Genomic DNA, 21881 nt, shown 5'->3' with positions numbered 1-21881 from the left:
GGCCCGCTCCGTCAGCAGGAGGGCTTCACCGGGGTGCTCAGTGTGGCCAGCGCCTGGTCGGCGTCCTTCTGTACGTCCAGCGCCTTGAAGGCCGTGCCGATGATCAGGTCGACGTCCTTCGTCGTACGGGTGTCGGCCTTGGACGTGGCGCCCTTGAGCTGGGTCCCGAGGACGGTGAGGGCGCTGTCCGAGGCGGTCGTCGCCCCGAGCAGTATCCCGGCGCCCGGAACCTTCTTGTCGTACGTCTCGGGGGCGTTGCCCACCTTCCCGATGACGAAGCCGCGTTTTCTCAGCTCGTCGGCGGTGGTCTTGGCGAGTCCCTCCCGCGGGGTCGCGTTGTAGACGTTGACGGTGATCTGGCCGGGCCTGGGGAGGGCCCTGACAGGTGTGGTGGGGGTGGGGGACGGTGTGCAGCGGGGCGTGTCCCGGCCGCCGGCGGCCGTGCTCTTCGTGCTGCCGCCGGAGAAGACGTCGATGAGCTGGAGTGTTCCCCAGCCGGCCAGGCCGAGGGCGACGACGGCGGCGACGGCCGCGAGCACGATCCTGCGGCGGTGACGGGGGCGGCGCATACGGGGGTATTTGGAACCCGTGATGCGGTACTTTCCGCCCATGCCGGGGGGAGTGAGCATGCTCATGGGCGCAGCGTAGTGCGCGCCGTGAGCGTTTCCTACTAAATGATCAACCGTTTGGGCGGTTGGAGTGCGGGAATGGGCCCAAAAGGCTCAGCGCGGGCCACTGCGGGGGTGCGGGGACCCGGCCCCCGTCAGCCCGTGCCCAGCTCCAGTTCCAGCACGCGCGCGTGCAGCACCTGGCGCTGCTGGAGCGCGGCGCGGACGGCGCGGTGCAGCCCGTCCTCCAGATAGAGGTCGCCCTGCCACTTCACGACGTGCGCGAACAGGTCCCCGTAGAAGGTGGAGTCCTCGGCGAGCAGCGTCTCCAGGTCGAGCTGACCCTTCGTCGTCACGAGCTGATCGAGGCGGACCGGGCGCGGCGCGACATCCGCCCACTGCCGGGTGCTTTCCCGGCCGTGGTCGGGATACGGCCTCCCGTTACCGATGCGCTTGAAGATCACACGGAAAGCCTACCGGGCGAGCGGCTCCGGGCGCAGCCATGACGCAGGAGCGCAAAGGTCTCATTCGGTGACATAGGGGGAGCGAAGTGTGGGCGGGACGCGAACGAAGCGGGAACGGGGCGTGCCCGGGCGACCCCGGGGGCGCTACACCGGGGGCGTGCCCGGCGGGGACTGGCGGCGGGGGTGCGGTGGCGGGTGCGGGCCGGGGCTTGCGGAGAACGCCCCGGGGCTCGCGGAGAACGACGGGGCGACCGGGTGGGCGCCTCTGCCGTCGCGCGCCGGCACCTTCACTCTCACCCTGCGCGGCATGAGTCCGTAGATTCCCAGCGGCGGAAAGAGGTCGACCCGCCTCGGATAGTTTCCCTGCGCGCATTCGAGACAGAGAAGATCTCGTGCGCCGTCCGGTGTGGTGCGTACCGCCTCGACGCTGTTTTTCCAGCATGCCTCGCAGTACCAGCAATCCCTTTTCGACAGCAGCACGGTCGCTCTGGTCAACGGGTCACCTTTCCTCGGCGGATTTTCCTCGACGGAGTTCGTGAGTCGGCTCAGAGAGGGGCGATGAGGGCCGTGGGGTCGGTGAGAGGGGTGGGGCGAGTGGGGCGGATGGGAGAGGCCGAGGGGACACCGGGTGTGCGAAGGGGCGGGAGAGGCGCGAACGGGTCCGCCGTGACGGCGCCCAATTCCGGTGCGGGGATAGGGATTGAGTTCGAATCACTGCGCATTGTCGTCCTCGGGGCGGTGCAACTACATTGCGTGCTACTAGCGTTGCTCTGCGCCAGGTGCGTGCGCAACGCCCCGTGCGTGCCAGACGCGATCTGTCACCCGAGAAAGGAAGGCCCAATGGGGCGGCGCAATGCGGAAGGCGGGGAGAAGGCGGCCGGTACGGCGGCCGTATTCGGTGAAGTGCTGAAGCATTCACGGGACTCCATCGGCATCACCCAGGCCGGGCTCGCGGAGAGAGTGCCGTGCGACAGGTCGTTCGTAGCACGTGTGGAGGCCGGGACGCGCGTTCCCGACGACAAGTTCACCGACACGTGTGACGTGGTGCTGCGGACCGGCGGGATCCTGCGCAAGCTCTGGGAGAGGATCGACTGGTATCCGGAGGTGGAACACCCGGACTGGTTCAAGCGCCGTGCCGCCATGGACGCCCAGGCGGTCGCGCTGCGCGAGTACCAGAACCAGGTGATGCCGGGACTCCTGCAGACCGAGGACTACGCGCGCGACCTTTTCGCTCAGGTCGCCACCGGCGACGAATTGGAGGAGATGGTCCGCGCGCGCCTCAGCCGGCAGCACCGGTTCCTTTCGACCGGAGGACCGCTTCTCATTGCCGTCCTGGACGAAAGCTGTATCCGGAACGCCGTATTCAGTGATGCCGTCATGCGGAATCAGTGTGCGCATCTGCTGCGGGTGGGGAAGCTGCCCAACATTCGTGTGCAAGTCGTCCCGGCCAACTCCCGGGGCGTGGTGCGTCCCAGTACCTCCATGTCGCTCATCACCATGCCCGACGGCCAGTTGTGGGTGTACTCGGAATCCCTCGACCGCGGACACTTCAGCGATGATCCGGAAGTCACCGCCCGTCATGCGCAGTCCTATGATGTGCTCAGGGCGGATGCCCTATCCGCTTCCGAGTCTGCCGCGCTGATCCGTGACGCGATGGAAGGGTATGGCCACCATGAGGAACCGCGATGGGACGGCGGCGGCGTGGGTGGCGGCGGCGTGGGTCAAGAGCAGCTACAGCAGCAACAACGGCGGAAACTGCGTGGAAATAGGCCTCGGTATCCCCGGCTCCGTTCCCCTTCGTGACAGCAAGAGCACCGGAGGCCCCGTGCTGGTTTTTCGTACCGGAGCCTTCGACACCTTCCTTTCGGGCGTCAAGAGACCCCTCTCCTGACCGGACCCGCCCGGACTTAGCCCGCTTGACCTGCCTCTTCCCTCTTACCGGGCGTCCTGGCGTTTCGGCGAGGTGCTTCCGGCCGATTCCGCCGTAATCTCTGGCGGAATCTCCGACATCTCCGAATTCCTCAGGAATGCAGGAAAGGCAGGGTGTACGACTTGCTCAGCACCGAGTTCGTGACCGGCTCGCCCAACTGGCTCGACGTGGCCGCCCCCGACATCGACGCCTCGGCCGCCTTCTACACCGCCGTCTTCGGCTGGACCGTGCAGTCGGCCGGTCCGGACGCCGGGGGCTACGGGTTCTTCCAGAAGAACGGCAGGACGCTCGCGGCCATCGGGCCGCTCGGCGGGGACGGCGCCGAATCCGCCTGGTCCGTGTACTTCAACAGCCCGGACGCCGACTCCACCGCCCGCTCGGTCACCCAGCACGGCGGCGCCGTACGGGTCGCGCCGATGGACGTGATGGACGCCGGGCGCATGGCCTGCTTCACCGACCCCCAGGGCGCGGACTTCGCCGTCTGGCAGCCCGCCTCCGTACGCGGCCTCGAAACCACTTCCGAGCCCGGCACCCTCTGCTGGGCCGAACTGCACACCGGTGACGGCGCGGGCGCGCTCGCCTTCTACCGGGCCCTCTTCGGCTGGCGCTTCCAGGAGCTGCCGGCGCCCGGCATGACGTACACCGTGCTCTCCACCGGCGAGGGCGACCAGCAGGACGCCTCGTTCGGCGGGGTCGCCCCGGTCCAGGACGGCGAGGGGTCGCGCTGGCTGCCGTACTTCGCCGTCGACGACGCCGACGCGGTGGTCGCCGCGGTCCAGGGGAACGGCGGCTCCGTCGTCATGCCCGCGACGGACGCGCCGGACATCGGCCGCATGGCGCAGCTCGCCGACCCCTTCGGCGCGCGCTTCGCCGTCATCAGGCCTGCCCCGCCGCAGGAGTAGCCGTACGGACCGGGGCCGCGTGGCGGAAGCGGGCGGGGCGCGCGGGGGATGACGACTCCCCGCGCGCCCCGCTTCCGCTTCTGCCGCTCGTGTTACGAGGCGGGCGTGTGGCCCTTGTCGCGCACCGGGGCCGTCGTCTTCCCGGCCGAGGTGCCGGCGCCCGTCGGTGCCGCCTGGGCCGACTGCTGCGAGGCCGCCGGCTTCTTCAGCGAGCTGAGGTCGTGGGCGTAGGTGCCCACCGCGTTCGCGATCACGTCGACGTTGATGTCGAAGGCCCGCATGCTGATGTTCGAGAGGTCGTCGCAGGCCGCGTGGTAGCACGTGTCGTACGCCACCCCCGCCTCGCCCCGGTACCGCTTCGCCTGCTCCTCCGACTTGACGCCCTCCGCGCCGGTGAACGTGCCGCCCGAGGCGATGCCCGCGTCCATGAAGGGGCCGTAGTCGGAGCGGCCGTCGAAGTCCGTGCCCTCGTGCGAAACGTTTCTGCTGTCGAGGAAGTCGGTGATGCCCTTCTCGATCTGCGCCGAGCCCTCGGGGCCCGGGCCCGCGCCCTCGCCGTCCGAGTCGTCGCCGTCGTAGACGAACTGGGCGTAGTTCGGTGAGGCGATCATGTCGAAGTTCAGGTAGAGCGAGATGTCCGCGCGCTGCCGGTCGGTGAGCTTCCCGACGTACGACTCCGCGCCCAGCAAGCCCAGTTCCTCCGCCGACCACCACGCGAAGCGCACCTTGTTCGCCGGCTTGTCGTGCGTCTTGGCGAGCTTGAGCGCGACCTCCAGCAGCCCCGCCGAGCCCGAGCCGTTGTCGTTGATGCCGGGGCCCTCGGTGACCGAGTCGAGGTGGGCGCCGAGCATCACCGTACGGTCGGACCTGCCGCCCTTGGTCTCGGCGATCACGTTACGGGTGGTGCGCTCCTCCTGGAGCTGGCGCACGTCGAGCGAGACCGTCACGGGCCCGGCCGCAGCCTCGGCGGCCAGCGCCTCGCCCGCCTCCTGGGTGACGCCGCCGGTGGGGATCACACCGGCCTCCGGGCCGCCGAGCGTGCCGTTGAGCGCGCCTTCGGTGTTGTTGTAGATGATGGCGGCGACCGCCCCCGCCGCGCCCGCCTCCCGCTGCTTGTCGGCGAAGGCGCAGCCCCCGCGCTGGATGAGCGCGATCTTGCCGGTGTAGTCGGCCGAGGCGTAGTCGCCCGGCTCGCACCCGGTCGTGGCGTCGAGCGGTACGGCGGCCAGCTCGGCCCGCACGCCGCCCTCCGGGGTGGACTTCGTGTACGACATGGCGGTGATCGTGATGTCGCGCGGCGTCGGCGCGGTGACCGAGAGCTTCTCGGCGAGCGTCTCGATGTACGTGATGTCGAAGGTGTCGTACGAGACCTTGTAGCCGGCCTTCTTGAGCTGGCCGTACACATAGGCGGCGGAGGCCTCGTGGCCCGCGGTGCCGGCGGCGCGGTTGCCGTCCGACTCCTCGGCGATCTGCTGGAACTTCTCCAGATGGCGGTACGCGTCCTGCGCGGAGGCCGAACGCACCAGCTTCTTCGAGAGTTTCGCGGCGTTCCGCGCGGCTTCCTTCGCCGGGTCGTGCGCTCGTGCGGCGGCGGGGGAGGAGGCGGAGAGCAGAAGCGGGGCGGCGAGCGCGGTGGCGGCCGCCGCGGCCATGAGTCTGCGGGACGTTGCGTTCACAAGGGTCCTTCCGGTGCGAACGAATGTGAGCGAATGTCGGAGAAAAGTAGCTGGGGTCGCGCCGCCTGGGAACAGGTGTGGCACAGGTCACGGAACGTTTCGGTCGATCATGCGTGGAACGACCCCGTCCGGCGCCGCCGGGCGGCCCTCAGTGCTGCTTCGCCGCCTTCGCCGCCCGCTTGGCCTCCTGCTTGAACGCCCGTACCTTCGCGAGCGATTCGGGGCCCGTGATGTCCGCGGCCGAGCGGTACGACCCCTCGTCGCCGTACGCGCCCGCCGCCGCGCGCCAGCCCTCGGGCCGTACCCCGAACTGCTTGCCCAGCAGCGCCAGAAAGATCTGGGACTTCTGCTTCCCGAAGCCGGGCAGTTCGTTCAGCCGGTCCCGTACCTCGGCGCCGGTGGTGATGTCGCGCCAGATCGCCGTGGGGTCGCCGTCGTACCGCTCGACCAGGTACTGGCAGAGCTGCTGGACGCGCCGGGCCATCGACCCCGGGTAGCGGTGCACGGCGGGCTTGTCGGAGAGCAGGGCGGTGAAGGCGTCGGGGTCGTACGCGGCGATCTCGCGCGCGTCGAGATCGTCGCCGCCCATGCGGACGGCGATGGTGTAGGGGCCCGAGAACGCCCACTCCATGGGGACCTGCTGGTCGAGCAACATGCCGACCAGGGCGGCCAGGGGGCTGCGGCCGAGCAGTTCGTCGGCCTCGGGCTGCTGTGCGAGCCGGATCGTGGTGCTCATGGGGCGATGATCGCCCGGGGCGGAGGGGAGGGGCGGACAACACGCACTGACAATGCGCTCATATGACTATTTTGTGGTCCGTATGGGGGAGTGGGGCGAGGGGTAGATCGCGGTGCAGGTAATTCGCCGTCGCATCCGTGAAAGGCCGCCCGCTCGTGACGCACCCCTTTGAACTGCCGGATTTCTACCTGGCCCATCCGGCCCGCCTCAATCCGCACCTGGAAGAGGCCAGGGCGCACTCCAAGAAGTGGGCCAGGACGATGGGGATGCTGGAGGGCTCGGGAGTCTGGGAGGAGCGCGACCTCGACTCCCACGACTACGCGCTGCTCTGCGCGTACACCCATCCCGACTGCGACGGACCGGTGTTGTCGCTGGTCACCGACTGGTACGTGTGGGTCTTCTTCTTCGACGACCACTTCCTGGAGGTCTACAAACGCCCGCAGGACCGGGCGGGCGGCAAGGCGTATCTCGAACGGCTCGCGGCCTTCATGCCGATGGACCTGGCGGCCGGTTTCCCCGAGCCCGCCAACCCCGTCGAGGCGGGCCTCGCCGACCTGTGGGCGCGTACGGTCCCGAGCATGTCCCTGGCGTGGCGCCGGAGGTTCGCCGAGTCGACGGAGAACCTGCTCAACGAGTCCGACTGGGAACTGGCGAACATCGACGCGGAGCGCGTCGCGAACCCCGTCGAGTACATCGAGATGCGCCGCAAGGTGGGCGGGGCGCCCTGGTCGGCGGGGCTCGTCGAGTACGCGGCCGGGGCCGAAGTGCCCGACGCCGTCGCGGACTCCCGGCCGCTGCGGGTACTGAAGGAGGCGTTCTCGGACGCGGTGCATCTGCGCAACGACCTCTTCTCGTACGAGCGGGAGATCGAGGAGGAGGGCGAGCTGAGCAACGGCGTGCTCGTCCTGGAGACCTTCCTCGGCTGTACGACGCAGGAGGCGGCCGACGCGGTCAACGACCTGCTGACCTCCCGGATCCAGCAGTTCGAGAACACGGCGCTGACCGAACTGGCGCCGCTCTTCGCGGAGCGGGGGCTCGGCCCGCGGGAGTGCGCCGACACGCTCGCCTATGTGAAGGGCCTCCAGGACTGGCAGTCGGGCGGCCACGAATGGCACCTGCGCTCCAGCCGCTACATGAACGGGGCGGGTGAGTCGGGGGCGGGCGAGTCCGGGACGGGCGGCTCGGGGAAGGACGGGGACCAGGCGGGCGCCGGGGGCGGGTGGCCCGGGTTCTCCATGACGCCCGTCGGGCTCGGCACGGCCGCCGCCGACCTCACGCGCGCCATGGGGCTGGGCACGGTCACCCCGCGCAGCGTCGGTGTGGGCGCGGCGGCGCGGGTGCGCAGCCACAGCCATGTGCCGTTCCGGCGTGTCGGGCCCTCCGTGCTGCCCGACTTCGAGATGCCGTACGCGCTCTCCCTCAGCCCGCATCTCGACCGCTCACGCGCGCACACGGTCGAGTGGGCCCACCGGATGGGACTCCTCGCGGCCCAGCCGGGGCTGCCGGGATCGGGCATCTGGGACGAGGAGCGGCTGCGCCGGATCGATCTGCCGCTCTGCTCGGCCGGCATCCAGCCGGACGCCACCCCGGAGGGGCTCGACCTGACCTCGGACTGGCTGACCTGGGGGACGTACGGGGACGACTACTACCCGGTGGTCTACGGCGCCGCGCGCGATGTCGCGGGCGCGAAGGCGTGCAACGAGCGGCTGGCCCTCTTCATGCCGACCGGGACGGGACCGACGCCGCCGCCGGCCACGGCGCTGGAGCGCGGGCTGGCCGATCTGTGGGTCCGTACGGCCGGTCCGATGGCGGAGCCCGCGCGGCGCGCGTTGCGCACGGCGGTCGAGGACATGACGGCGTCCTGGGTGTGGGAGCTGACGAACCAGGCGCAGAACCGTATCCCCGACCCCGTCGACTACCTGGAGATGCGTCGGGCGACCTTCGGCTCGGACCTGACGATGGCCCTGGCGCGGCTGGGCCACGGCCGCGAGCTGCCGCCGGAGGTTCGCCGGTCGGGGCCGATGAGGTCCCTGGAGAAGGCGGCGCAGGACTACGCGTGCCTGCTCAACGACGTCTTCTCGTACCAGAAGGAGATCGAGTTCGAGGGCGAGACGCACAATGCCCTGCTGGTGGTGCAGAACTTCTTCAACTGCGACTGTCCGGCGGCCTTGACCGTCGTGGACGACCTGATGAAGTCCCGTATGCGCCAGTTCCAGCACGTCGTCGCGGAGGAACTTCCGGTGCTGTACGACGACTTGGAACTGGACGCCGAGACGCGGCGGGCGGTGGACGGCCGGGTGCGGGAGTTGGAGAACTGGCTGGCGGGGATCCTCAACTGGCACCACGGGTGCAGGCGTTACAAGGAGCACGAGATCCTTGAGGACCGGAGCCGTACGGGCCGTTGGGCGCCCCCGGCCCCCACGGGCATCGGTGTCTCGGCGGCGCGCATCCACTTCCCGGGGTGGTCCGCGACCGGCGGGTCCGCGTTCTCCGCGCTGGGCGGGTCCGCGCCCTCGGCGCGCTCCTTCGCTGTCCCCCGAATGGCCCAGTAACCCCCTTGCCGGGCAGGGCGTTTGACATCCGGTCGAAGTGGTCGATCGTGATCGTGAACCGGATGGGGGCCGTGAGTGGCGAGCGGGCAGGCCCGGAGTCGGTGGGACTCGCGGGTCGTGCGGGGTGTGAGGGATACACGGGATGCGCGGGGTACGCGGGGTGTGCCGGGTGCGCGGGCGGCGGTGCTGGAGGCCGTCGCCGGATGGGTCCCGGGCGAGCCGGTCCGTAACGAGGCGCTGCCCGCCGCGTGGGGCGTGGACGACGAGTGGATCCGCAGGCGTACGGGCATCGCGGCCCGCCACCGCGCCGGGCCCGGGATGGCGACGGGGGATCTCGCGTACGAGGCGGCCCGGCTGCTGATCGGCGACGGGGGCCGGGGGCACGGGGGTTCCGGCGGATCCGGCGGAACCGGGGCGCACCGGGGCGGTTGCCGGGGCGGGGTGTGCGGGGCGGCGGTGGACCGGGCCGTGGACGGGGTCGATGTCGTGGACGCCGTCGTGCTGGCCACGGCCACCCCCGACCATCCCTGCCCCGCGACGGCGCCCGAACTCGCGGCGCGGCTGGGGCTCGGCGCGGTGCCCGCGTTCGATCTGGGCGCCGTGTGCAGCGGGTTCGTCTACGGCCTCGCCGTCTGCCACGGCCTGGTGGTGTCCGGGCTCTACGACCGGGTGCTGCTGGTGGGCGCCGATGTGTACTCGACCTGGCTGGACCCCCGGGACCGGGCGGCGGGCGTGGTGTTCGGGGACGGCGCGGGGGCGGCGCTGATCGGCGCGGGCAGAACCGGTTCGCCTGGTGAGCTGCTCGGCTTCGACCTGGGCAGCGACGGCTCGGGACGGGAACTGATCACCGTGGCGGGGGGCGGCTCGCGGGCCCGCTCCCAGGCGGCCGGCTCCGGCGGGCCCGGCGCTCCGGTCGCGGGGGGTGACGAGTTCTTCCGGATGCGGGGCCGGGCCGTCTACCAGCACGCGGTGGAGCGGATGACCGGTTCCTGCCGCGCCCTGCTGGGCACCGTGGGCTGGGATCCGGCCCAGGTGGACCACTTCGTACCGCACCAGGCCAACGCCCGCATCCTGCGGGCCGTCGCCGAACGGGTGGGCATCGGCGCGGACCGCTGTGTCACCCACCTCGATCGCGTCGGCAACACCGGCGCGGCCTCCATCCCCCTGGCCCTGGCGGACGCGGCGGCGCAGGGGCGTTTCCGCGCGGGCGACCGCGTGCTGCTCACCGCTTTCGGCGGCGGCCTCACCTGGGGGACGGCGGCCCTGAGCTGGCCCGGAACCGTACGGGCCGCGCCTTTCGACGACGGAAAGTACGCACCATGGGAAGGAACGCATCATGACGGGGACGGCTGAGCGGGTGGCGCGGGCCGGGGTGGCGGTGACCGGGCTCGGGGTGGTGACACCGGCGGGCGTCGGCGAGCCGGCCTTCTGGGCGGGGCTGTGCGCGGGCCGGTCCGTCGCCCGGCGGCGGCCCGAACTGGCGGGGATGCCGGTCGACTTCGTGTGCGCGATCGGCGACCCGTCGGAGCGGGGGCCTGAGGGAGAACCTGAACGGGGCGGGGACGGCGGCGACTTAGGGGCTGCCGCGAACGGAGCCCCGAACGGAGCCCCGAGCGGAAGGGCGAGCGGAAGGGCGTACGGCACCGCGAGCGGGACGGCGTACGGCACCGCTGACGGCACCGCGCGGGACCCGGCGCCCGGCGCGGCGCGTGACGCCGCGTACAGCGTGCTCGACGTGGACGCGGCGGTGGGCGGACGCTCCGTGTGGCGCATGGCGCGGTTCGTGAAGCTGGCCCTGATCGCCGCGCGGCAGGCGGTCGCGGACGCCGGTCTCGACCCCGTGACCTGGGACGGCGCCCGGGTGGGGGTGGTCCTCGGCGTCGGGGTGGGCGGTGTCTCCGTACTCGCCGACAACGCGCTCAAGCTCCAGGCGCACGGGCCGGAGTCCGTCTCGCCCCTGCTGGTGCCGATGATGATCCCGAACGCGGCGGCCGGCGAGGTCGCCATCGCGCTCAAGGCCAGGGGGCCCAGCCTGGCCCCGGTGACCGCCTGCGCGTCCGGGGCGACCGCGCTCGTCGTCGCGCGGGACCTGCTGCTCGGCGGGGAGTGCGACGTGGTGGTCGCCGGGGGCGCCGAGTCCGTACTGACCCCGCTGGTGGTGACGGCGTTCGCGCGGATGGGCGCGCTGTCGACCCGTACGGACGACCCGGCCGGGGCGTCACGGCCGTTCGCCGCCGACCGGGACGGGTTCGTCATCGGGGAGGGCGCGGGGATGCTCGTACTGGAACGGGAGGCGGACGCGCGCGCCCGGGGCCGGGTGCCGCGCGCGCTGCTGGCCGGCGCGGGCGCGAGCACGGACGCGCACCATCCGACGGCGCCCGCGCCGGGTGGCCGGATCGCGCAGGTGGCGGTGGAGACGGCGCTGCGGGAGGCGGGGTGGAGCGCGTACGACGTCGAGCACGTCAACGCGCACGGCACCTCCACGCCGCTCAACGACGCCATGGAGGCCGCGCTGATCGAGCGCGTCTTCCCGCACGGGCCGCCGGTCACGGCGGCGAAGGGTGTGGTGGGGCACACACTGGCGGCGGCGGGGGCGATCGAGGCGGTGGCGACCGTCCTGACGCTCGAACACGGACTCATCCCGCCGATCGCCAACCTGGACGCCCCGGCGGTCGAGTTCGACCTCGACTGCGTGACGAAGCAGGTGCGGCGCCAGCGGGTGCGGAGCGCGGTCAGCCACAGTTTCGGCTTCGGCGGGCACAACGTCGCACTGGCGTTCGGGAGGGTCTGACGGGGTGCGGAACGTGCTGGTGACGGGCGCGCGGGACGGATCGGCCGAACGAATGTCTTGTGGTCCTGGGTGCGGGAAATTCGTTTCTTCATCAACCGTCGCTCGTTCTTCTCAGGTGAGCGTAATGATCAACAGCGGTGCCGTGGACGCCGGGAAGGCGATGGCGAGGCAGCTGACGCGGGTGCTGTACGGGGACGATTTCGAGCGGGAGCACGGACCGTGGCGCCGGTTCGCCGCCGACGGACTGTTCCGCGACCGCCCGGACGCGACGGACGCCGAGCGGCTGTCCCTCGCGTACGACCGGCTGCGGGCCGTGAACGCGGCGATCGACAGCCCGGCGGGGCTCGCCGCCGACCCGCGCGGGGTCGCGGCGCTGCACGAGTGGCTGGGGCCGATCGACCCGTCCTTCACGACCGTGGCCGGCATCCACTACAACCTCTTCCTCGGCAGCCTGCTCGACCACGACACCGCCGCCGACGGCGACCCCGGGGCCGTGGAGCGCGATCTGACGGACTTCCTGACGCTGCGCCGGATCGGCACCTTCCTCTGTACGGAGGTGGCGCACGGCAACGACGCGGTCGCCCTGGAGACGACGGCCACGTACGACCGCGCCAGGGACGGCTTCGTCCTGCACACACCGCACGCGGGCGCGCAGAAGTTCATGCCCAACACCAGTACCACGGGCGGCGCGAAGAGCGGGGTGGTGGCCGCGCGGCTGCTCGTGGACGGGGCCGACCACGGCGTCTTCCTCTTCCTGGCGCCGCTGACGGACGGCTCCCGGACGCTCCCGGGGGTCCGGGTGCGGCTGCTGTCCGAGCGGTTCGGCAGCCCGCTGGACCACTGTGTGACCTCGTTCGACCGGGTCTTCGTGGGGCGGGAAGCGCTGCTGGGCGGCGTACGGGGGCGGCTCGGCCGGGTGGACGGGGACGGCGCGTTCAGCAGCGCGGAGAACAACCGGAGACGCCGCTTCCTGGCCTCGATCGGCCGGGTCACGGCGGGGAAGCTGTCGATGAGCGCGGGCGCCCTCGGCGGCGCGCGCGTCGCGCTGGCGCTCGCCGTACGGTACGGCGGGCACCGGATGATCTCGGGGCCCCGGGCGGTGGAACGGGTGCCGGTCTTCGCGCACCGCAGCCACCACGGGCCGCTGGCCGGGGGCCTGGCGACGCTCTTCGCGATGACACTGCTGCACCGTACGGCGGTCGACGCGTGGGAGACGCGCACCGAGGCGAACCGGGGCGAGACCGAGCGGCTGGTGGCGGTCGCCAAGGGGTGGATCACCTGGCGGGCCCGCGAGATCATCGTGGAGTGCCGTGAACGGTGCGGCGCCCAGGGGCTGTTGGAACACAACGGCATGACCGAGCTGCTCGCGAACATCGAGGGCGCGATCACGGCGGAGGGCGACAACACCGCGATCTACGCGAAGGCGGCGGCGGAGCTGCTCTTCTCGGCGAGGGCCCCGGAGCGGGTGACCGGAGCGGCGCGGCCGGGCACGGACGAGCCGGGGCCGACGCCGGCCCCCGGACATACGGACGGTGTCTCCCCGGAGTGGTACGACACGGGCCATCTGGGTGATCTCCTGGTGGCCGTCGAGCAGTTGTGGCTCGACCGCGCCCGCCGCCGGATGGCCCGCGCACCGCAGGGCGACCCCCTCTCCCGCTGGAACGCGGCGTCCGGCGCTGCGCTCCGCGCGGTGGAGGCGCACGCGTACAGGCGGGCGGCCGAGGCGTACGCGGCGGCGGAGCGGCGGCTGCGCGAACTGGAGCCGGAGCCGGAGCTGGAGCTGGTGCCTGGGCTGGAGCCGGAGCTGGAGCTGGAGCTGGTGCCTGGGCTGGAGCTGGGGGCCGAGCCGGGCTCCGGGGCCGGGTCCGGCGACGGTTGCGGGGCCGGCGACGGTTGCGGGGCCGGCTCGGCGCTCGGGACGCTGCGGTCGCTGCACCGGCTCTTCGCGCTCCAGTGGATCGACCGGAACAGCGGTGACCTGCTGGCCCACGCCCTGCTGACACCCCGTCTCGTCGACGAACTCCCGGAGGCGATCGAGCGGCTCATCGCCGAGCTGGCCACGTACGCGCCCACCCTGGTCGAATCCTTCGCGCTGCCCGAGGAGATGCTCGCGGACCGGCCCATCTCCGGCGCCGGGTACACCGACGCGTACGACGACCCGGAGGGCGGGTGGGCCGTACCGGAGACGCCCCCACGGTGCGCCGGGTGCCGTCGGATGCCGCCTTCCGTACCGCCCTTATCAGATCGGTTTCGTGTTGTCCATCGGCTTTTGAGGTTTATCAACACTTTGAGAAACTTGCCGCACTAGGCCCCTTGAGTACTTTGAGTACCTTTTGAAAGGACATGCCATGAATGCGACCCGTCCTGCCGCCAGTCCTGCAACCGGCCACGCAACCGGCCATGCGGTCGGCCACGCGACCAGCCACGCGACCTGTCAGGTGATCCGCCCGGTGACCCGTTCCGCGATCGCGATCCACCCGAAGATCACGGAGGTCCTCTCCGAGACCTTCAAGGTGCCGGCCGTCGAGATCCACCCCGAAGCCACCATGGACAGCCTGGAGATGGACTCTCTCGCGGTCGCCGAGTTCGCCGTCATCATCAAGGAGAGGCTCGGCGTCGTCGCCGATTCGGAGACGCTGCTCAAGGGCGCCACGCTCGCCGAGATCACCGCGTTCCTCGACAAGGCGGCCGTGGGCGTCGGCCGATGACCGGTGGTGCCGGGGCCCGTCCCGCCGTCGCCGTGACCGGGCTGGGGATGATGACCCCGGCCGGGAACGACACGGAGTCCACCTGGAACGGGGTGTGCGCGGGCGTCTCCCCCGCCCGTACCGTCCCCGGGCTGAGCGGGTGCGTCGTCGACTTCGCCTGTACGGTCGACGGCATCGACCTGGACGCCGCGATCGGCGGGCGGACGGCCTTCCGGATGGGCCGGCACGTGAAGTTCGCGCTGCTCGCCGCGCGTGAGGCGGTCGCCGACGCCGGGCTCGACCCGCGGAGCTGGGACGGAACCCGGGTCGCCGTCGTCGTCGGGACGAGCAGCGGCGGCTCCGCGAGCGTGACGGAGCAGGCCCTCGCGCTCGACCGGCGCGGGGCCGAGGCCATCTCGGCGACGGGCACGCTGCTGACCATCCCCAACATGGCGGCGGCCGAGATCGCCATCAAGATGCGGGCCACCGGCCCCAGCATGGCGCCCTGCACGGCCTGTTCCTCCGGGGTGACGGCCCTCTCCGTGGCGCGCGACCTGCTCACCACCGGACAGTGCGACATCGCGGTGGCGGGGGCCACGGAGGCCACCGTCTTCCCGCTCGCCATGATCGGGTTCGCCCGGTCGGGCGCCGCCGCGCTCGCCGGACCAGGCGACGACCCGGCGCTGCTCTGCCGCCCCTTCGCGGCCGACCGCGCCGGGCTGGTGATGGGCGAGGGCGCCGCGATCATGGTGCTGGAACGGGAGCGGGACGCGCGGGCCCGCGGTGCCCGGCCGCGCGCGCTGCTGGCGGGCGCCGGCGCCACGACCGACGCCCACCACCCGACGAGCCCGCACCCCTCGGGCGCCGTGGCACAGCGGGCCGTCGAGGTGGCGCTGCGCGACGCGGGGTGGCACGCGGGGGACGTCGAGCACGTCAACGCGCACGGCACGTCGACGCCGCTGGGCGACGCGACCGAGGCGGCGCTGATCAGCCGGGTCTATCCGCACCGGCCGCCGGTCACCGCGCCCAAGGGCGTGCTGGGGCACTGCATGGGGGCGGCCGGGGCGATGGAGGCGGCGCTGACCGTGCTCACCATCGAGCACGGGGTCGTACCGCCGATCGCCAACCTGGACGCGCCCGCCGTCGAGTTCGACCTCGACTGCGTGACCAAACAGCCACTGCGGCAGCGGATCGACCGGGCGGTCAGCCACTCGTTCGGCTTCGGCGGCCACAACGCGGTGCTGGCACTGGAACGTGCCTGAACACCGCTGTCACTCTCCGCGGCCCGTAGGCCCCCACTCCTGTCCCCACGCCCTGTTCCTGCCCCTGTTCGGAGGCCCATCCATGCGCAGGCGCCCGCCCCTCCGGGGGCGTACCGTCGTCATCACCGGAGCCGCCCGCGGCGTCGGCGCCCAGCTCGCCCGTACCGTCTCCGCGCGCGGCGCCCGGGTCGCCCTCCTCGGCCTGGGCGAGGCCGAACTGGCCGGTGTGGCGGGCGAACTGGCCGGTGAGGCGGCGTACTGGAAGGTCGACGTCACCGACGAGGACATGCTGCACCGTACGGCCCGCTCCGTCGAGGCGTGCTTCGGCACGGTCGACGTCGTCGTCGCCAACGCGGGCGTCGGGACGGGCGGCCTCTTCCGGCACGCCGACCCCGACGTGTGGCGGCGCGTTGTCGAGGTCAACCTGTTCGGCAGTGTGCACACCGCCCGCGCCTTCCTGCCCGCGCTGATCCGGTCCCGCGGCTACTACCTCCAGATCGCCTCCCTCGCCGCCCTCGCGCCCACGCCGGTCCTGTCGGCCTACTGCGCCTCGAAATCCGGGGTGGAGGCCTTCGCGCACAGCCTCCGGGCCGAACTCGCCCACCACGGCGCGCGAACGGGGGTCGCCTATCTGAGCTGGACGGACACGGACATGGTGCGGGCCGCCGAACAGGCCGATCAGGTGGGCGAGTTGCGCAGATCCCTGCCCTGGCCCACGCGCCGCGTCAACCCCCTGGTCCCGGCGGTGGACCGCCTCGCGACCGGCATCGAGCGCCGGGCGCGGTACGTCTACGCCCAACCATGGCTGCGCGCGGCCCAGTTCGCGCGCGGCGCCTTCCCGGGCACGACGGCCCGCCACGCCCACGGCGCGGTGAGCACACTGGAGGCACGGGCTTCGCATACGAGGCACCTCGACGCTCATCCCTGCAAAGCGCTATCAAGCAGGTACTTCGGACGCTAAGGTTCACTTCCCGTGCCGCACTTGTAGCGGCGTGTCACATGAGTGAGATGCGACGGGCCGCCCGTTCGGGGCGCGGCGGTCCCGCAGTGGGGGGTGGGTGCGGCGATGCACGAGATGACCAAGGGGGCCAATGTCGGGCTGGCGTCCCTGAGCGAGGACGCCACCACGGTGCGGGTGGGGCTGAGTTGGAGCAGTGAGACGGGCGACGGCGACGCGGATGTCTCCGTACTGCTCCTGGGGGACCGGGGAAAGGTCCGCAGCGACGCCGACTTCTTCTTCTACAACAACCCGGTGGCGGACGACGGAAGTGTGCAACTGCTCGGCAAGGCGCCGACGGACAGTGGCAGCGAGGACCGGATCAGTGTCGATCTGTCGGTCGTCCCGGCGGACGTGACACGGATCGTCGTGGCGGCCAGCCGGGACGAGGGCCAGCGCTTCGGGGACCTCAACGGACTGCGGCTGACGGTCGCCGACCAGGGCGGCGAGGGGCTGCTCGGGTTCTCCATCGATGACGCGGGGGCCGAAGGCGCCTTCGTCTTCGGGGAGTTCTACCGGCGGGGCGGTGCGTGGAAGTTCCGGGCCGTCGGGCAGGGGTACGAGACGGGGCTGGCCGGGCTGGCGACGGACTTCGGCATCGACGTCGACGATGCGGCGGACGCCGAGGAGGCCGGGGAGGTCACCGGGGCGGTGGAGGCGGTGGAGGCCACGGAGGACACCCCGGTGGGCGCCGCTTCCCTGGGTCCTGCGGGCTCCCCGGGCGGAACCGGCGCCGGGACGCCGACGGGCCCGGCCGGCCCGAGCGCCCGGAACGGCCCGGCCGGCCCGAGCGCCCCGAACGGTCCGGGGGGTGTGGCCGTTCCCACCCTCGTGCTGCCTGCCCAGGCCGCCGCCGCGCCCGCGCGACAGGCCGCTCCGGCCGCGCGCCGGCCCCGTACCGTACGGAAGAAGGTGACCCTGCCCAAGGTCGTCAGGAAGTCCCTCGCGGAGAACGACTCCTGGCGCTCCGCGCGGCTCTTCCCGGTGCCCTCGCTCAAGAGCGACCGCGAGCGCGAGACCCGCGCGACCTCCGTGCTGCTGTCGGTGATGGCACAGGTCCCCGAGTTCGGACGGCGGCTCACCGCCGGGTTCGGGGCGCCCGCCGGGCGGATGGAGACGTTCACCGAGGTCTCCCTCCCGTACGGTGACGCCCAGCGCGGCTCCACCCGCAAGCGCCCCGACGGGGTGATCCGGGTCGAGCGGGCGGGCAAACTGTGGACGGCCCTGGTCGAGACGAAGACGAACGGCAACCCGCTCAAGGCGCAGCAGGTGCAGGACTATCTGGACATAGCGGCCAGACGCGGGTACGAAGCGGTGATCACGCTGGGCAACGACGTCGCCCTGGAGGGCAGCCCGCTGGTCGACGTCAAGATCGACGGCAGGCGCAAGCACAAGGTCGTGCTGTGGCACCTGTCCTGGGCGGAGGTGGCCCACCAGGCGCAGTTGCTCATCCGTCACGAGGGGGTCGGGAACGCGGCGCACGCCTGGCTGCTCCAGGAACTGCTGCACTACCTCCAGCACGAGAACTCCGGCTGCCACGGCTTCCAGAACATGGGGCCGTCCTGGGTCCCGGTCCGCAAGGCCATCGACGACGAGACGCTGTGCCAGGGCGACGCGCGCGCCGTCGACGTCGTGGAGAGCTGGGAGCGGCTGGTCCGCCAGGTCTGTCTGCGGCTCGGCGGTGAGCTGGGCCAGAAGGTACTGCCCGTGCAGCGGGTACGGCGCGCGGCCGATCCGGCAGCCCGGCGCGGTGCGCTCGCGGATCTGCTCTGCCGTGAGGGGCGGCTCCAGGCGGAGCTGCGGATCGAGGGCCTCCAGGGGATCCTCGCGCTCACCGCGGATCTGCGCACCGGCAGGCTCCGTACCTCCGTCGACGTCCCGGCGCCCGACCAGGGGTACCCGCTCACCTGGGCGAAGCGGCTGATCCGGCAGCTCTACGAGGCACCGGCCGACCTGCATGTCCAGACGCTGCTGGCGGAGCACGGCGACGGGCCGCGCGGCACGCTGGAGCGGCTGCGCCCCGAGCCGGCGGATCTGCTGCCGAAGGGCGGCGGCGAGATCACCGGTTTCCGGCTCTCTCTGTTCAAGAGCATGGGCGCCACGCGCGGCAGCGCCGAGTCCGGCTTCATCCGGAGTGTGGACGATGCGGTGGACCGCTTCTGGGGGAGTGTCGTCACGCCCCTGGAGCGGCGGCTGGCTCCGGTACGTCCGGCTTCGCAGTCGCAGTCGCAGTCGGCTCCGACTCCGTCCCAGAGCCACGCGGCGGTGGGGCCGGGCTGAGCGGTGCCATCGCGACGTCGGAATGCCGCCGGATTCCTCTCCGGCGGCGCGGAAGCATCGTCGTGCAGGTGAAGCCGACAGAGAAGCGAGGCGAGGCCAAGAGGCGAGCAGTACCCGCTTGCGTAGGAGCTTGAAGCCGGCGCGTCCGCACATCTGCCGGGCCGGCTTCCGACTCCTTCGGAAACGAGTCCTGCGGAACGCGGCTCGGGGTTCAGTAGCGGAACCCCGGCCAGTGCGGGTCCTCCCAGCGGTCGGTGCAGGTGAGGCCGAGCAGCCGTATCCGGTGGAGCAGTTCTTCGGAAGCGCCGTGGGCCTGCAGTCGAGCGGGGGCATGGAGCAGCAGCCAGGCTGTCAGCCCGGTGCGCATGTCGTCCTCGTCGTGCCAGGTGTCCCAGGGGAGGTAATCCCCAAGCAGTTTGCACTCCCAGTGGGTCACTGCCTCCGCCAGGTGTTGGTCAGCCGTGGGGTGAGTCCGGGTTTCCCAGGCGATGAGCCACGGACCGAGCGTGGCGGAGGCTTCGGCGTTCAGGGCGAGGACTTCGTACGGCGGCACGGTGGGGTCCGGATCGGTGAGGACGTGGGCCCACCACGCGTGCAGGAATTCTTCCACTGCTGCGGCCTGCTCGGTGGGCCACTGCTGCCACTTGGCGCGGTGGAAGGTGCGTCCGACTTCCTCCATACCAAAATGAGGCGCGATGAGGCCGCGGGTGAGAGCCGTGGCGAACTGGGGCAGGATCCGGCGCAGCACGGAAGCCTTGTAGGTCCAGTCGGTCGCCTGCCAGGTGCGACGCAGAAGGTCGGGGTCGAGTTCCGTATCCGGCGTCTTCAGCAGCGCCAGGTCTTCCGCGCTTCCCCAGTGACATTCACAGTTGACTTCATCGGGGTGGGCGGACATCCCGCGAAAGACAGCGCTCAGGCCGTCCAGGGCGCTGTCGAGGCGAAGCCGTGCGGGTGTCCTGTCGCGGTTCTTCATGGCGTTCACCTTTGGGACTCCAGGAGACCGCGGCCACCCGAAGACCGCTAATCTACCGGGTCCGCCCCCACAGCCGACACCAAGAGCCAGGCCGCCGATCCATGGAACAAGCGTGGCGCCCTGTCGGTGACGGTCGGGATCGGTAGATCCTCTTCGTCTTTTGTCGAGTTCTGGGTCGTTACCCGTCGGTACTGGCTCGCGCCCGCGAAGTCTCGTGGGGCGGAATGGGCCGGGCGGAAATATGATGAATGCGGTGTTCCGGACGGGCCCGGCCGCTGGGTGGTGGGTGCCCGCTCGGGTCGCCGTGCGTACGCCGCCCCGAGGAAAACCCGGGGCGGTCCATGACACACGGTCCATGACGGACGTACCTCGGAGCGGTGGATGAGCCGGCGTCGTCCCACACGGTCCACCCCGTCCGCCCCGGCCACCAGCGCCGACGACCTGCTGACCACCCTCGGTCGGCTCACCGCCCAGGCGCGCCGGGGCGCGGAGCTCCAGCATGCCCGGGTGGAGCTGGCCGAGGCGTTGCAGCGGGAGATGCTGCCGGCCGTGCTGCCCGCGCTCCCCGGGCTGCGTACGGCGGCCCGGTACGCACCCGCGCGGACCGGGCTCGACATCGGCGGGGACTGGTACGACGGCTTCACCCTGCCCGACGGAGCGCTCGCGTTCTGCGTCGGGGACGTGCAGGGCCACGATGTCGAGGCCGCCGCGATGATGGGGCAGGTACGGATCGGGCTGCGGGCGGTGGCCGCGACGGCGACGGACCCCGGCCAGGTGCTGAGCCGGGCCAACGACCTGCTGCTCTCCGTGGGCTCCAGCCTCTTCGCCACCTGCTCCTTCCTCCGCTTCGACCCGGTCACCTGGGAGCTGCAGAGCGCCCGCGCGGGCCATGTCGCCTCGGTGTGGGCCACGGCCGGCGGCCGGTGGGGCATCGCGGAGGACGCGGGCGGGCTGCCGCTGGGCATCCAGCCGGGCGAGGTGTATCCGGTGACCCGGCGCAACCTCGCCGAGGCGGGCGCCTTCGTGCTGCTGACCGACGGGGTGGTGGAGGGTCCGTCGTTCCCGATCGACAAGGGGCTGGCGACGGCGGCGGAGGTGCTGGTCACGGGCGTGTGCGGGGGGACGGCTCCGGAGGAGCTGGCGGCCGGGGTGATGAAGGTGGCCGAGCTGACGGGCCACTCGGACGACGCCGCCGTACTGGTCCTGAGCCACGACGCGGGACCCGCCGAGGCCGTCGTACGGGCCCGGGGCGGCGCACGCCGGGTCGCGCGACTGACCGTACGGCCGCCCGGGTGAGTCCGCCCCGCTCGCCGTACGGTGACACGGTGTGACCGCTTCGGTGGCGCATCAGCGTGTCACGGCCGATCTGGGCGGAGCACGGCGGAGGGCACGGTCTGATGGCCGGTGTGGTGCGTACCGAAGAATTCCGCCGTCTCCGCCGTCTCCGCCGTCTCAGCCGTTTCCGTCGTCCTCTCGTTCGCGTTCTCCCGGCTCTCGGGGTCGCCGCCGCCTACTACGCCGTCGCGCAGCTCGGGCTGGCGAGAGGGGTGGACGTCAAAGGCGTGGTTGTCACGCCGCTGTGGCCGCCGACGGGCGTCGCCCTGGGCTCCCTGCTCTGGCTGGGCCTCGGCATCTGGCCGGGGATCTCGCTCGGCGTCCTGCTGACCATCGTCAGCATCGCCGGGTTCCGGCCCTCCGACATCGTGATCGTCGCGGGGAACACGGTGGGCCCGGTCTGCGCGTATCTGATGCTCCGCCGGGTCGGCTTCCGCCTCGAACTGGACCGGCTGCGGGACGGGGTGGCGCTGGTGTTCATCGGCGCGCTGGGCGGGATGCTGATCAGCGCGACCATCGGTACGGGCGTACTGGTGCTCAGCGACCGGCTGCCGAAGCACGGGTTCTGGCCCACCTGGACGGCGTGGTGGACCGGGGACGCCATGGGGGTTCTGCTGGTCACCCCGCTGCTGCTCCTGCTGCGCCGGGTCCGGCTTCCCCCCGTCGCTCGTCCCGGCCGCGGCCGGGA

Annotated in this window: 18 protein-coding genes; 13 read left to right on the top strand and 5 right to left on the bottom strand. The window is 71.9% G+C overall.

The window, feature by feature from the left end; translation table 11 throughout:
- Positions 1–11 precede the first annotated feature (11 nt).
- On the bottom strand, positions 12–635 hold the full coding sequence (locus ACFTZC_RS16145; RefSeq protein WP_382890048.1) for a LytR C-terminal domain-containing protein: 624 nt from the start codon (positions 633–635) through the stop codon (positions 12–14).
- Positions 636–763: 128 nt separating this feature from the next.
- Complete coding sequence (locus tag ACFTZC_RS16140; RefSeq protein ID WP_382890046.1) at positions 764–1072, bottom strand: type II toxin-antitoxin system VapB family antitoxin; 309 nt, start codon at positions 1070–1072, stop codon at positions 764–766.
- Positions 1073–1912: 840 nt separating this feature from the next.
- Between ACFTZC_RS16140 and ACFTZC_RS16135 the strand changes: the two genes are divergently transcribed.
- The 3 genes from ACFTZC_RS16135 to ACFTZC_RS16125 all read left to right on the top strand — a co-directional run bounded on the left by ACFTZC_RS16135 (position 1913) and on the right by ACFTZC_RS16125 (position 3904).
- A complete protein-coding gene (locus ACFTZC_RS16135; RefSeq protein ID WP_382890044.1) occupies positions 1913–2875 on the top strand; it encodes a Scr1 family TA system antitoxin-like transcriptional regulator in 963 nt (320 codons plus the stop codon).
- Positions 2832–2963 (top strand): DUF397 domain-containing protein, encoded by a 132-nt coding sequence (locus ACFTZC_RS16130; protein WP_382890042.1) that lies wholly within the window; start codon positions 2832–2834, stop codon positions 2961–2963. Before ACFTZC_RS16135 ends, ACFTZC_RS16130 begins: the two co-directional genes overlap by 44 nt.
- 161 nt (positions 2964–3124) lie before the next feature.
- A complete protein-coding gene (locus ACFTZC_RS16125; RefSeq protein ID WP_382890351.1) occupies positions 3125–3904 on the top strand; it encodes a VOC family protein in 780 nt (259 codons plus the stop codon).
- A 92-nt stretch (positions 3905–3996) separates the two neighbouring features.
- Here ACFTZC_RS16125 and ACFTZC_RS16120 read toward each other — a convergent pair whose 3' ends face one another.
- Together ACFTZC_RS16120 and ACFTZC_RS16115 are read right to left on the bottom strand one after the other, a co-directional pair.
- Entirely contained in the window at positions 3997–5556 is a 1560-nt protein-coding gene (locus ACFTZC_RS16120; protein ID WP_382890349.1) for a M20/M25/M40 family metallo-hydrolase, read from the bottom strand.
- Between the two features lie 172 nt (positions 5557–5728).
- On the bottom strand, positions 5729–6316 hold the full coding sequence (locus tag ACFTZC_RS16115) for an HhH-GPD-type base excision DNA repair protein (protein ID WP_382890040.1): 588 nt from the start codon (positions 6314–6316) through the stop codon (positions 5729–5731).
- Between the two features lie 155 nt (positions 6317–6471).
- Here ACFTZC_RS16115 and ACFTZC_RS16110 point away from each other — a divergent pair, with 155 nt between their 5' ends.
- From ACFTZC_RS16110 to ACFTZC_RS16075, 8 genes are all read left to right on the top strand, one after another.
- Positions 6472–8868, top strand: a complete 2397-nt coding sequence (locus ACFTZC_RS16110; RefSeq protein ID WP_382890038.1) for a germacradienol/geosmin synthase — start codon at positions 6472–6474, stop codon at positions 8866–8868.
- Between the two features lie 162 nt (positions 8869–9030).
- Positions 9031–10221 carry a beta-ketoacyl-ACP synthase 3 gene (locus ACFTZC_RS16105; RefSeq protein WP_382890036.1) on the top strand — a complete coding sequence of 397 codons (1191 nt, stop codon included), beginning with the start codon at positions 9031–9033 and terminating at the stop codon, positions 10219–10221.
- Entirely contained in the window at positions 10205–11659 is a 1455-nt protein-coding gene (locus ACFTZC_RS16100; protein WP_382890034.1) for a beta-ketoacyl-[acyl-carrier-protein] synthase family protein, read from the top strand. Before ACFTZC_RS16105 ends, ACFTZC_RS16100 begins: the two co-directional genes overlap by 17 nt.
- A gap of 124 nt (positions 11660–11783) precedes the next feature.
- Entirely contained in the window at positions 11784–13967 is a 2184-nt protein-coding gene (locus ACFTZC_RS16095) for an acyl-CoA dehydrogenase (protein ID WP_382890032.1), read from the top strand.
- A gap of 142 nt (positions 13968–14109) precedes the next feature.
- A complete protein-coding gene (locus ACFTZC_RS16090) occupies positions 14110–14367 on the top strand; it encodes an acyl carrier protein (RefSeq protein WP_365810667.1) in 258 nt (85 codons plus the stop codon).
- Positions 14364–15608 (top strand): beta-ketoacyl-[acyl-carrier-protein] synthase family protein, encoded by a 1245-nt coding sequence (locus tag ACFTZC_RS16085; RefSeq protein ID WP_382890030.1) that lies wholly within the window; start codon positions 14364–14366, stop codon positions 15606–15608. The genes ACFTZC_RS16090 and ACFTZC_RS16085 overlap by 4 nt, the downstream gene beginning before the upstream one ends.
- An 82-nt stretch (positions 15609–15690) precedes the next feature.
- Positions 15691–16569: an SDR family oxidoreductase gene (locus ACFTZC_RS16080; RefSeq protein ID WP_382890028.1), complete on the top strand. Its 879-nt coding sequence runs from the start codon at positions 15691–15693 to the stop codon at positions 16567–16569.
- A 114-nt stretch (positions 16570–16683) separates the two neighbouring features.
- A complete protein-coding gene (locus ACFTZC_RS16075; protein ID WP_382890347.1) occupies positions 16684–18885 on the top strand; it encodes a TerD family protein in 2202 nt (733 codons plus the stop codon).
- 211 nt (positions 18886–19096) lie between these two features.
- On the opposite strand, the gene ACFTZC_RS16070 is transcribed toward ACFTZC_RS16075, so the two are convergent.
- On the bottom strand, positions 19097–19858 hold the full coding sequence (locus ACFTZC_RS16070; protein WP_382890026.1) for a hypothetical protein: 762 nt from the start codon (positions 19856–19858) through the stop codon (positions 19097–19099).
- Positions 19859–20239: 381 nt separating this feature from the next.
- Here ACFTZC_RS16070 and ACFTZC_RS16065 point away from each other — a divergent pair, with 381 nt between their 5' ends.
- Both ACFTZC_RS16065 and ACFTZC_RS16060 read left to right on the top strand, forming a co-directional pair.
- Complete coding sequence (locus ACFTZC_RS16065) at positions 20240–21154, top strand: PP2C family protein-serine/threonine phosphatase (protein WP_382890024.1); 915 nt, start codon at positions 20240–20242, stop codon at positions 21152–21154.
- Positions 21155–21420: 266 nt separating this feature from the next.
- Positions 21421–21881, top strand: a 461-nt coding sequence (locus tag ACFTZC_RS16060; RefSeq protein ID WP_382890022.1) for an MASE1 domain-containing protein, incomplete at its 3' end; no start/stop codon positions are given.

It is taken from the genome of Streptomyces sp. NPDC056987 (assembly GCF_042673865.1).
Taxonomy (GTDB): domain Bacteria; phylum Actinomycetota; class Actinomycetes; order Streptomycetales; family Streptomycetaceae; genus Streptomyces.
The sequence above is the reverse complement of the archived record's forward strand: the minus strand, read 5'-3'. Positions and strand labels throughout refer to the sequence as shown.

What these genes read in the sequence shown, in the direction of transcription:
- ACFTZC_RS16075 (WP_382890347.1), top strand. Translation starts at nt 16,684, where the DNA reads ATGACCAAGGGGGCCAATGTCGGGCTGGCGTCCCTGAGCGAGGACGCC.
- ACFTZC_RS16100 (WP_382890034.1), top strand. Translation starts at nt 10,205, where the DNA reads ATGACGGGGACGGCTGAGCGGGTGGCGCGGGCCGGGGTGGCGGTGACC.
- ACFTZC_RS16080 (WP_382890028.1), top strand. Translation starts at nt 15,691, where the DNA reads ATGCGCAGGCGCCCGCCCCTCCGGGGGCGTACCGTCGTCATCACCGGA.
- ACFTZC_RS16120 (WP_382890349.1), bottom strand. Translation starts at nt 5,556, where the DNA reads ATGGCCGCGGCGGCCGCCACCGCGCTCGCCGCCCCGCTTCTGCTCTCC.
- ACFTZC_RS16145 (WP_382890048.1), bottom strand. Translation starts at nt 635, where the DNA reads ATGAGCATGCTCACTCCCCCCGGCATGGGCGGAAAGTACCGCATCACG.
- ACFTZC_RS16065 (WP_382890024.1), top strand. Translation starts at nt 20,240, where the DNA reads ATGAGCCGGCGTCGTCCCACACGGTCCACCCCGTCCGCCCCGGCCACC.
- ACFTZC_RS16135 (WP_382890044.1), top strand. Translation starts at nt 1,913, where the DNA reads ATGGGGCGGCGCAATGCGGAAGGCGGGGAGAAGGCGGCCGGTACGGCG.
- ACFTZC_RS16115 (WP_382890040.1), bottom strand. Translation starts at nt 6,316, where the DNA reads ATGAGCACCACGATCCGGCTCGCACAGCAGCCCGAGGCCGACGAACTG.
- ACFTZC_RS16070 (WP_382890026.1), bottom strand. Translation starts at nt 19,858, where the DNA reads ATGAAGAACCGCGACAGGACACCCGCACGGCTTCGCCTCGACAGCGCC.
- ACFTZC_RS16085 (WP_382890030.1), top strand. Translation starts at nt 14,364, where the DNA reads ATGACCGGTGGTGCCGGGGCCCGTCCCGCCGTCGCCGTGACCGGGCTG.
- ACFTZC_RS16095 (WP_382890032.1), top strand. Translation starts at nt 11,784, where the DNA reads ATGATCAACAGCGGTGCCGTGGACGCCGGGAAGGCGATGGCGAGGCAG.